The organism is Nonomuraea sp. NPDC050691 (assembly GCF_040654455.1).
GTDB lineage: Bacteria > Actinomycetota > Actinomycetes > Streptosporangiales > Streptosporangiaceae > Nonomuraea.
The window spans coordinates 1-8,432 of record NZ_JBFAIA010000260.1 but is presented as its reverse complement, the minus strand read 5'-3'; the positions used below and the strand labels follow the sequence as shown (position 1 = coordinate 8,432).

Sequence of the window (8,432 nt, the reverse complement as noted above, 5' to 3'; positions counted from 1 at the left end):
GTCTCCAGCCAACGGCGAACCAATCATCGTACCTTCTCAAGATATCGTATTGGGTCTGTACTACATGACCCGCGACCGTATCAATGCCAAAGGCGAAGGCAGCCTGTTTGCCGATGTGAAAGAAGTGCATCGTGCATACCATACCAAACAGGTTGAACTGGGTACGAAAATTACCGTACGTCTGCGTGAATGGGTGAAAAACGAAGCAGGTGAGTTTGAGCCTGTTGTTAACCGTTACGAAACAACTGTCGGCCGTGCATTGTTGAGCGAAATCTTGCCTAAAGGCCTGCCGTTCGAGTACATCAACAAAGCGCTGAAGAAAAAAGAAATTTCTAAACTGATTAACGCATCATTCCGTCTGTGCGGCCTGCGTGACACAGTTATTTTCGCCGACCACTTGATGTACACCGGTTTCGGTTTTGCGGCTAAAGGCGGAATTTCCATTGCGGTTGACGATATGGAAATTCCGAAAGAAAAAGCAGCTTTGCTGGCCGAGGCTAATGCCGAAGTTAAAGAAATCGAAGATCAATACCGTCAAGGTTTGGTAACCAACGGTGAACGTTACAACAAAGTGGTCGATATTTGGGGTCGTGCCGGCGATAAGATCGCTAAAGCGATGATGGACAACCTGTCCAAACAAAAAGTCATCGACCGTGACGGCAACGAAGTTGATCAAGAGTCCTTCAACTCTATTTACATGATGGCCGACTCTGGCCCCGCTCGTGCGGGCCGGGGTTTCGTGTGTCAGCGGGCCGGTGCTGCCGGGCCGGTCAGTGCTCGCCCTCGGCGGCCGTGGCGGACGGCGACGGCGTGGGCGTCGGGGCGGCCGTGGCGCCGGGGGCCGCCGGGTAGTCCTTGAACTCGCGGCTGCGCGTGATCACAGGCACGTTCAGCGAGACGACGCCGGCGTTGGCGAACGTGAGATCCAGCCTGACCGTCTCGCCGCCCCTGAGGCTCTTGGAGAGGCTCTCCAGCATGAGCTGGGGCGACGGCTTGCCGGTGTTGACGAGCTGATTGGGAGGAAGCTGGACCGGCGCGGCCACCTTCACCGTGCCGAGCGTGCCCGCGGAGACCGCCGTGAGCGTGTCGGGCGCGCCGGCCGTGTTGAGGATGTTGAGGTAGATCGGGGCGGAGCCCCGCCACGCGAGCTGGGCGCCCGAGTCGGGGCCGAGGATGAACGCCTGGGGGATCTGGACGCCACGTGGCGAGCCGTACTTGCCCTGCTCGATGAGGACCCCCGCCTCGTTGGGGGCGTACGGCTTGTTGGTGTTGGCGCCGAATCCAGCCGAACAGCCGGCAAGAACGGGAGCTGCCAGGAGCGCGGCGGCGGCGACAATCCAGCGACGGCTGGTCACGGGCGGGTTCTCCTTGGTTCGCGCGTGCGTGATGGTGCAGCGCCTACCATATCCACCTGATTCCATGGTCATTTCACGCCCCCGCAGGTCATTAGCCGTGCAGGCATATGCGATTCATACAGTTGACCGCTTGTCAACCCCTAATATGCGGCTTTGACCTGGGGTTATGGTGATTTCACTGTTCCGGGAGGCTGTGAACGCGTGGTACCCTGGAGTACAGCGGAAGGGGTACTTGTCACATGACTTTCCAGGTCGGCGACACTGTCGTCTACCCCCACCATGGGGCTGCTCGGATCGAGGCAATCACCAAGCGATCCATCAAGGGTGAGGAAAAGACCTACCTGGTGCTCAAGGTCGACAAGGGCGACCTTACCGTCCAGGTGCCAGCCGAAAACGCCGAACTCGTCGGCGTGCGTGACGTTGTAGGCCAGGAAGGCCTCGAGCGGGTTTTCGACGTCCTCCGGATGCCGCACACGGAGGAGCCGACCAACTGGTCCCGTCGCTACAAGGCAAATCTCGAGAAGCTCGCGTCGGGGGACGTGAACAAGGTCGCCGAAGTGGTTCGCGACCTGTGGCGGAGGGACCGCGAGCGCGGCCTTTCCGCCGGTGAGAAGCGCATGCTCGCCAAGGCTCGCCAGATCCTGGTGAGCGAGCTCGCACTCGCCGAGAAGACCAACGAGGACAAGGCCGAGGCCCTGCTCGACGAGGTCCTCAACTCCTGAACACGAGCATTCCCCGGGTGGGCGTCGGCGTCGACGTCCACCCGTTCGCATCCGGGCGCGAGCTGCACCTCGCCGGCCTGCACTGGCCGGGCGAGACAGGTCTCGCCGGCCACTCCGACGGCGACGCCGCCGCGCACGCGGCCTGCGACGCGCTGCTGTCCGCCGCCGGCCTCGGCGACCTGGGCGGCCTGTTCGGCACCTCCGATCCCCGCTGGGCCGGCGCCTCGGGCGTCGCCCTGCTGGAGGAGACGGCCCGCAAGGTTCGCGCCGCCGGGTTCGAGATCGGCAACGTCGCGCTCCAGGTCGTCGGCAACCGGCCCAAGCTCGCGCCGCGCCGCGCCGAGGCGGAGAAGGCGCTGTCGGCCGCCGTCGGCGCGCCCGTGAGCGTCAGCGCCACCACCACCGACGGGCTCGGCCTCACCGGCCGCGGCGAGGGCGTCGCCGCCATCGCCACCGCGCTCGTCGTCAACCTCTCCAGCTCTCCGGGCGTCTCCTAGACGGACGCGGTCGAGGGGCGTCCCGGCGGGCGCCACCTCCTGCCCGCCGCGCCGACCGAGGCGACGGTCCGTCACTGGCGCGGTACGGACCGTCGCCTCTCGCAGGAGTAGTGGCCCGTTATGCCGGGTAAGTCCCCTTGTGGCATGTGAACGTCTCGGGGGGAGTACACATGATCGGCGCCATAGTCTCCGCCGTCGTCATCGGTGCCATCATCGGCGCCCTGGCCAGGCTCATCGTTCCTGGAAAGCAGAACATGTCGATCGGGCTGACCCTCATCGTCGGCATCGTGGCCGCTCTGCTCGGCACCCTCATCGCGCACCTGTTCGGCTGGGCCGACACAAGGGGCATCGACTGGATCGAGCACATCCTCCAACTCGCCCTCGCGGTCGGCGGAGTGCTCCTGGTGGCCCGGATGAGCGCCGGACGAGCATCCGGTCCAGGAACTACAGGCGTCTGACCAGCGGCAACGTAATTTCTACGCATAATTGTGCGCGCCAGGGTACTGATCTCACCGTGAGAGAGTGAACGGCTCACCCTCATGGGGAGGTTTCGTACCATGACCATCCAGTCCATCCTCGGCGCGATCGTCATCGGCGCCGTCATCGGTGCCGTCGGCCGTCTGCTGCTGCCCGGCAGGCAGGCCATCGGGTGGATCCTCACCGTCGTCGTCGGTATCGTCGCAGCCCTCGTGGGCACTCTCATCGCGCAGGTACTGGGCGTTGAGACCACCCCGGGCATCGACTGGATCGAGCTCGTCATGCAGGTGGTCCTGGCGATCGTCGGTGTCGGCCTCGTGGCCGGACTGCGCCGCGGTAGCGGTTCGCGGAGCATCTAAGACGACTACTCCGCGCCTCTGAGAGCGGCGCGGCACGCGGTATAGCGGAAAGACCCGCTCGGTTTCGCCGAGCGGGTCTCCGCGTTGCCTGGGGGCGTTTCGGTGTCGCGGGCGTCTTCGTGGCGCCTGGGGCGTCTCCGTGTCGCCTGGAGGGCTCCAGGAGGCCTTGGGGCGTCGCCTGAAGGGGCCCGGGCGGGGTGTGCGGCGCGCCTCACCGGCTCGTGTCACCGGCTCGCCCCGTTCGCCCTGGAAGAGGCCTTCTGGGGCTTGTCGCGTTCACCCCAGGCGGGCCGTTCAGGCGGCTCGCCGACAGGCGCACCGACGTGAGGGACGACACGACGAGCCCTTGAACGGCCGGCCGCCAGCCTGGAGAGAAACGCCGGCCCCGCCACGCCGAGCACACCCCTTGGCGGCAGCCTGGGAGTGCGTCCGTCCTGGCGTGGGCGGGGCCTGCCGGGCGGGTCACTCCTCGGGCGGGAGGGGCGTGCTGCGCATACGGCGCGCCGGAGCGTCGTCGTACGCCTCCATGGGCTCCTCGTGGACGACGGGATGCGGGGCGGTGTCCACGATGGACTCGTCGCGCTCACCGTCAGGTGCGGGCCGGGTGGTGACGTCCTCGGCCGCGCCGGTGGGGGACTCGCCCGGGTCGGCGGCCTCGCGGCCGTGCGCCGGGTCCGGCCCTCTGCCACCGGCGGCCGGGCGCTCGTCGGGGATCACGGGCACGGGCTGAGTGTCGGCGTCCTTGCCGGCCGGGGTACGAGGGTGGACGAGGACGTCGGTCGGCTTCACCCGATCCCCCCACCGCACCGGCCGCTTCGGCGCCTCCTGCCGAGGCGCCTCTTGCAGGGGAGCCTCACGCGGCGGCGCCTCTTGCCGAGAGATCTCTTGCCGGGGCTCCGCGGAGGCATCGGCGGGCACGGCCTCGGCCGCGGCTGCCGCGGGCTTCTCCGCGGGCACGGCCTCCGCCGGCGGTGTCGCCTCAGTCTGCGCCGCTTTCACACGGGCTGCCTCGGCCCGCGCTGCCTCGGCGCGAGCGGCCTCAACCCGCTCCGCCTCCGCCTGATCTGCCTCGGCGCGAGCCGCCTCCGCCCGCGCCGCTTCCACCCGCGCCGCCTCGCGGGGAGCCGTCTCCTCGCCGGCAGCCTCCCCGGGCGCGCCCTTCTCCCAGGACGTGGCCGCCTCCGTCCGGGCCGCCTCCGCCCGGGCTGCGCCCTGCCCACGAGATGAAGCCCGCCCTGGAGTCGCGACCTCGGCGGGAGCCGCAGCTTCGGCCGCTGCCGTCTCGGACACCGCCGGCTCGCGGGCCGGCCAGCGGGTCACCTGTTCGGAGATCGGGGGCGTCTCGGGTGCCGGAGTGGGGCCGACGACCGGTGTCGGCTCCAGGACCTGCTCCACCGGCTCGGTGAGCGGCGCTTCGGAGAGGGGCGGCGGCGCGTCGGCCGCGCGGCCGCGCGGGAAGGGGACGAGGTCCCGCTCGTCGGCGTCGTCGTCCCGGTCGTCGTCGCGTACGGAACGCCGCTCCTGTACGTGCTTGATGAGCAGCAGCCACAGCCACAGCGCCACCGCCAGCATGACCCACGGCGCGACGGCCACGCCGACGGCCGCCTGCCGTACGTCCGGCTCCAGCCGCAGGGCGGCCGAGACGTTCGCCGTTGCGGCGGCCACCAGCAGCACGACCAGGACGATGGCCGTCTGGAGCCGCACCAGCAGCCGCGCCGAGCGCAGCAGCAGGAGGCTGATCAGCGCCACCGCGAGCAGCGCGTCGAACGCCGCGGGGTAGAGGTAGGCGAGGTCGGCCCGGGCCTCGCCGCGTACGGCCAGCGACCGCAGGTCGTCGAAGGAGAGTGCGCACGCGGCGCCGGTCAGGGCGGCGACCGCGACACCGGCCAGGGCGATGCCGAGGCGGCGGAGCGTAGAGGGGGGAGTCACGTCCATGGCGCTGTCGAGCCTACAGAAGAATGGCGTTCACGACTGATCGAGGAGAAGACCATGGCCGAGCTTTCCGACGGCGTGCGCGAGTTGTTCGACGCGCCGAACTTCGCGACGGTGACCAGCCTGAACGCGGACGGATCGCCCCAGAACACGGTGGTCTGGGTGCGTACGGACGGGAACGACGTGCTGTTCTCGACGGCCGCGGGGCGCGTGAAGCCGCGCAACTTCGAGCGCGACCCGCGCACCAGCCTGCTGGTGGTCGACCCCGCGAACCCCTACCGGTACGCCGAGGTGCGCGGCCGGGTGACGCTGGAGGAGGACCCCGAAGGCAAGCTCATCCAGGAGCTCTCGCACAAGTACATGGGGCAGCCGTGGGAGGACGCGCCGGGCACCCGGCGGCTGATCGTCAGGGTCACGCCGGAGCGCGTCATCCTGCGAGGGTGATTTATTCGGCATGTGAGCGTGGCTGAGGCGTTAGCCTTTCCTTCGTGAGCCTGCACTTGTACGACACCAGCACACGCGCCGTTCGAGAATTCGTTCCTCTGGAACCCGGCCGGGCGTCGATTTACCTGTGTGGCGCAACCGTGCAAGCTCCGCCGCATATCGGGCATATCCGCTCAGGCGTGAATTTCGACGTGCTGCGGCGCTGGCTGCTGCGCTCCGGGTACGACGTGACGTTCTGCCGCAACGTCACCGACATCGACGACAAGATCATTAGAGTGGCGGCCGCGGAAGGCGTGCCCTGGTTCGTGGTGGCCGAGCGTAACCAGCGTGCGTTCACCTGGGCGTACGACACGCTCGGCTGCCTGCCGCCCACCGTCGAGCCGCGCGCGACCGGGCACGTGCCCGAGATGATCACGCTCATGGAGCGGCTGATCGAGCGCGGCCACGCCTACGCCTCCGGTGGCGACGTCTACTTCGACGTGCTCTCCTACGCCGACCAGTACGGCAAGCTCTCCAACCAGCGGCTGGAGAACATGCGGCCCGCGGCCGACACCGACGACGAGTCGTGCAAGCGCGACGCGCGCGACTTCGCCCTGTGGAAGGGCGCCAAGCCCGGCGAGCCCACGTGGCCGACGCCGTGGGGGCCGGGCCGGCCCGGCTGGCACCTGGAGTGCTCGGCGATGGTGACCAAGTACCTCGGGCCGACGTTCGACATCCACGGCGGCGGCATCGACCTGACGTTCCCGCACCACGAGAACGAGATCGCCCAGTCGCAGGCGGCGGGCGACGGGTTCGCGCGCTACTGGATGCACAACGGCATGCTCAAGATCGGCGCCGAGAAGATGAGCAAGTCGCTCGGCAACTCGCTGCTGATCCCGGAGATGGTGCAGAAGGTACGCCCGGTGGAGCTGCGCTACTACCTGGCCGTGCCGCACTACCGTTCCTCGATCGAATACTCGGAGGAGGCGCTGCGCGAGGCGGCGGCCGCCTACCAGCGCATCGAGGGGTTCGTGACCAGGGCGGCCGAGGTCATCCACGACGTGGACGCCGACGCGCCGCTGCCCCAGGCGTTCGTCGACGCGTTGAACGACGACCTGGGCACGCCGCAGGCGCTCGCCGTCGTCCACGAGGTGGTGCGCGAGGGCAACGTCGCGCTCTCGCGCGGCGACAAGGAGGCTGTGGCGCGGCTGCTGGCCGAGACGCAGAACATGCTGGACGTCCTCGGCCTCGACCCGCGCTCGCCCCAGTGGCGCACGGCCGGGTCCGACCTCAAGCCGGTGGTGGACGCGCTGGTGGCGGTGGCGCTGGAGCAGCGCGCGGCGGCCAGGGCGCGCAAGGACTACGCGGCGGCCGACGCCATCAGGGACCAACTGGCGGCGGCGGGCATCACGGTCGAGGACACGCCCCACGGGGCCCGCTGGGAACTCTCCCACTGAGCCCCCGCCTTTCGACACGCCCGGGCGCCCTTTCGGGGGCGTCCGGGCCTTTTATCGCGGCATCTGATTTCTGCGGCAGCGGACGCACGTGCTGAGCACATGCTGAGCACGTGCGTCCGCTCGCTCCTTGCCCCGCTCGCTCCTTCCCCGCTCCCTGGCGGCTTGTCCCGCTCCCTGGCTCCTCGGCCCCCGTACGAGGGCGGCTTGCCCCCGCTCCATGGCGGCCTCGCAGGCACAGTCCGGGCAGGTAGGCGGTGCGGGCACGGACATCAGGGGGCCGCGAGCACAGACCGGCCACGTGGACGGCGTGGGGGACGGGCCGGGGGGGCGAGAAGGCGCGCATGGTGGCGGCCCGGGTGCCAGGGGACCGAGCAGGCGTCGTCGCGGTCAGGAGTGCCTGATCGCGGGGCCGAACACACGGCGTTCCAGCCGCGCGTACGCCCGCCCGGACATCGCCAGCAGCGCCCGCCTGCTGACCCCGGCCTCGCGCATGAGCTGGCGACGCTCCTCCGGGGTCGCCAGCCGGGCCGCCCAGGGCAGCACCCAGGGAACACGGTGAGGGGCTATGGTGGCGCGCATCCGCCGCGAGGCCGCCGCGTAGTCCTCAGCGGAGACGTACCGGGTGATCAACGGCAGCACGTCCTGGTCCAGGTGGTCGACATGCTCGTCGATCCGTTCCCTGACCACCCGCAGCAGCGCGGCGAGCAGCGCCGCGCCCGACTCGGGATCATCGACGAACTGGTCGGCCGCCGCCCGCAGCCCCGCCACGATCGGCGTCAGGACGTCTCGGCTCTCCATGTACGGGCGTATGTCGATCGCCGCGCCGGCGGATTCGGACAGAAGTGGCCACAGGATCCGCTCCGCGCACTCGTGGTGCCGGTCCATCTCCTCGCAGAGGAGCGCGACGTAGTCCCGCACAGCCACGGCCCGCCGCCGGGACACCAGAGGCACGCTCGGCGCGCGCCGGGACTGGGCGCGGGCGCCCGTGGGCCGCTCCGCAGCGCTCCCCGCGGTTCGCCTGGAGTCGGCCGCGACCGAGGAGGCCGGCGGCACGGCGCTCGCCTCGACGGCGTCCGCCAGTCCGCCGATCACGTCGGCCAGCCTGTGGAGGTCGTCGCGCAGGGAGCGGTGTACGAGCCGGGGAACGGTGACATCCGCCCCGCCCGTGCCCTTCCGCTGTCGCCGCCGCACGGTACCCGCCTCGCACCTT

At 69.3% G+C, this 8,432-nt stretch carries 9 protein-coding genes and 1 pseudogene; 7 read left to right on the top strand and 3 right to left on the bottom strand.

All coding sequences use genetic code 11. From position 1 onward, the window contains the following. Window positions 1–859: pseudogene (locus AB0H81_RS42305) on the top strand (DNA-directed RNA polymerase subunit beta'); the annotation flags it as partial. Here AB0H81_RS42305 and AB0H81_RS42300 read toward each other — a convergent pair. After that, on the bottom strand, window positions 771–1,355 hold the full coding sequence (locus AB0H81_RS42300) for a copper chaperone PCu(A)C (RefSeq protein WP_358387391.1): 585 nt from the start codon (window positions 1,353–1,355) through the stop codon (window positions 771–773). The pseudogene AB0H81_RS42305 and the gene AB0H81_RS42300 overlap by 89 nt on opposite strands. Window positions 1,356–1,594: 239 nt before the next feature. Between AB0H81_RS42300 and AB0H81_RS42295 the strand changes: the two genes are divergently transcribed. From AB0H81_RS42295 to AB0H81_RS42280, 4 genes are all read left to right on the top strand, one after another. Then, entirely contained in the window at window positions 1,595–2,077 is a 483-nt protein-coding gene (locus AB0H81_RS42295; protein WP_043624891.1) for a CarD family transcriptional regulator, read from the top strand. A gap of 17 nt (window positions 2,078–2,094) precedes the next feature. Beyond that, window positions 2,095–2,574, top strand: coding sequence for a 2-C-methyl-D-erythritol 2,4-cyclodiphosphate synthase (ispF, locus tag AB0H81_RS42290; protein ID WP_358387388.1), 480 nt, complete (start codon window positions 2,095–2,097; stop codon window positions 2,572–2,574). Between the two features lie 170 nt (window positions 2,575–2,744). After that, the gene (locus AB0H81_RS42285) at window positions 2,745–3,032 is read left to right on the top strand and encodes a GlsB/YeaQ/YmgE family stress response membrane protein (RefSeq protein ID WP_358387385.1); all 288 of its coding nucleotides are present in this window, start codon (window positions 2,745–2,747) and stop codon (window positions 3,030–3,032) included. Between the two features lie 99 nt (window positions 3,033–3,131). Continuing rightward, window positions 3,132–3,410 (top strand): GlsB/YeaQ/YmgE family stress response membrane protein, encoded by a 279-nt coding sequence (locus tag AB0H81_RS42280; protein WP_175595543.1) that lies wholly within the window; start codon window positions 3,132–3,134, stop codon window positions 3,408–3,410. 462 nt (window positions 3,411–3,872) lie between these two features. Here the strand turns inward: AB0H81_RS42280 and AB0H81_RS42275 are convergent, their stop codons facing one another. Continuing rightward, window positions 3,873–5,345, bottom strand: a complete 1,473-nt coding sequence (locus AB0H81_RS42275; protein WP_358387381.1) for a DUF2637 domain-containing protein — start codon at window positions 5,343–5,345, stop codon at window positions 3,873–3,875. A gap of 54 nt (window positions 5,346–5,399) precedes the next feature. Here AB0H81_RS42275 and AB0H81_RS42270 point away from each other — a divergent pair, with 54 nt between their 5' ends. Further along, window positions 5,400–5,786: a PPOX class F420-dependent oxidoreductase gene (locus tag AB0H81_RS42270; protein ID WP_358387379.1), complete on the top strand. Its 387-nt coding sequence runs from the start codon at window positions 5,400–5,402 to the stop codon at window positions 5,784–5,786. 44 nt (window positions 5,787–5,830) lie between these two features. Continuing rightward, on the top strand, window positions 5,831–7,222 hold the full coding sequence (gene cysS / locus AB0H81_RS42265; RefSeq protein ID WP_358387376.1) for a cysteine--tRNA ligase: 1,392 nt from the start codon (window positions 5,831–5,833) through the stop codon (window positions 7,220–7,222). Window positions 7,223–7,609: 387 nt separating this feature from the next. Here the strand turns inward: cysS and AB0H81_RS42260 are convergent. Next, the coding region (locus tag AB0H81_RS42260) for a hemerythrin domain-containing protein (RefSeq protein ID WP_358387373.1) at window positions 7,610–8,432 on the bottom strand (823 nt) is incomplete at its 5' end.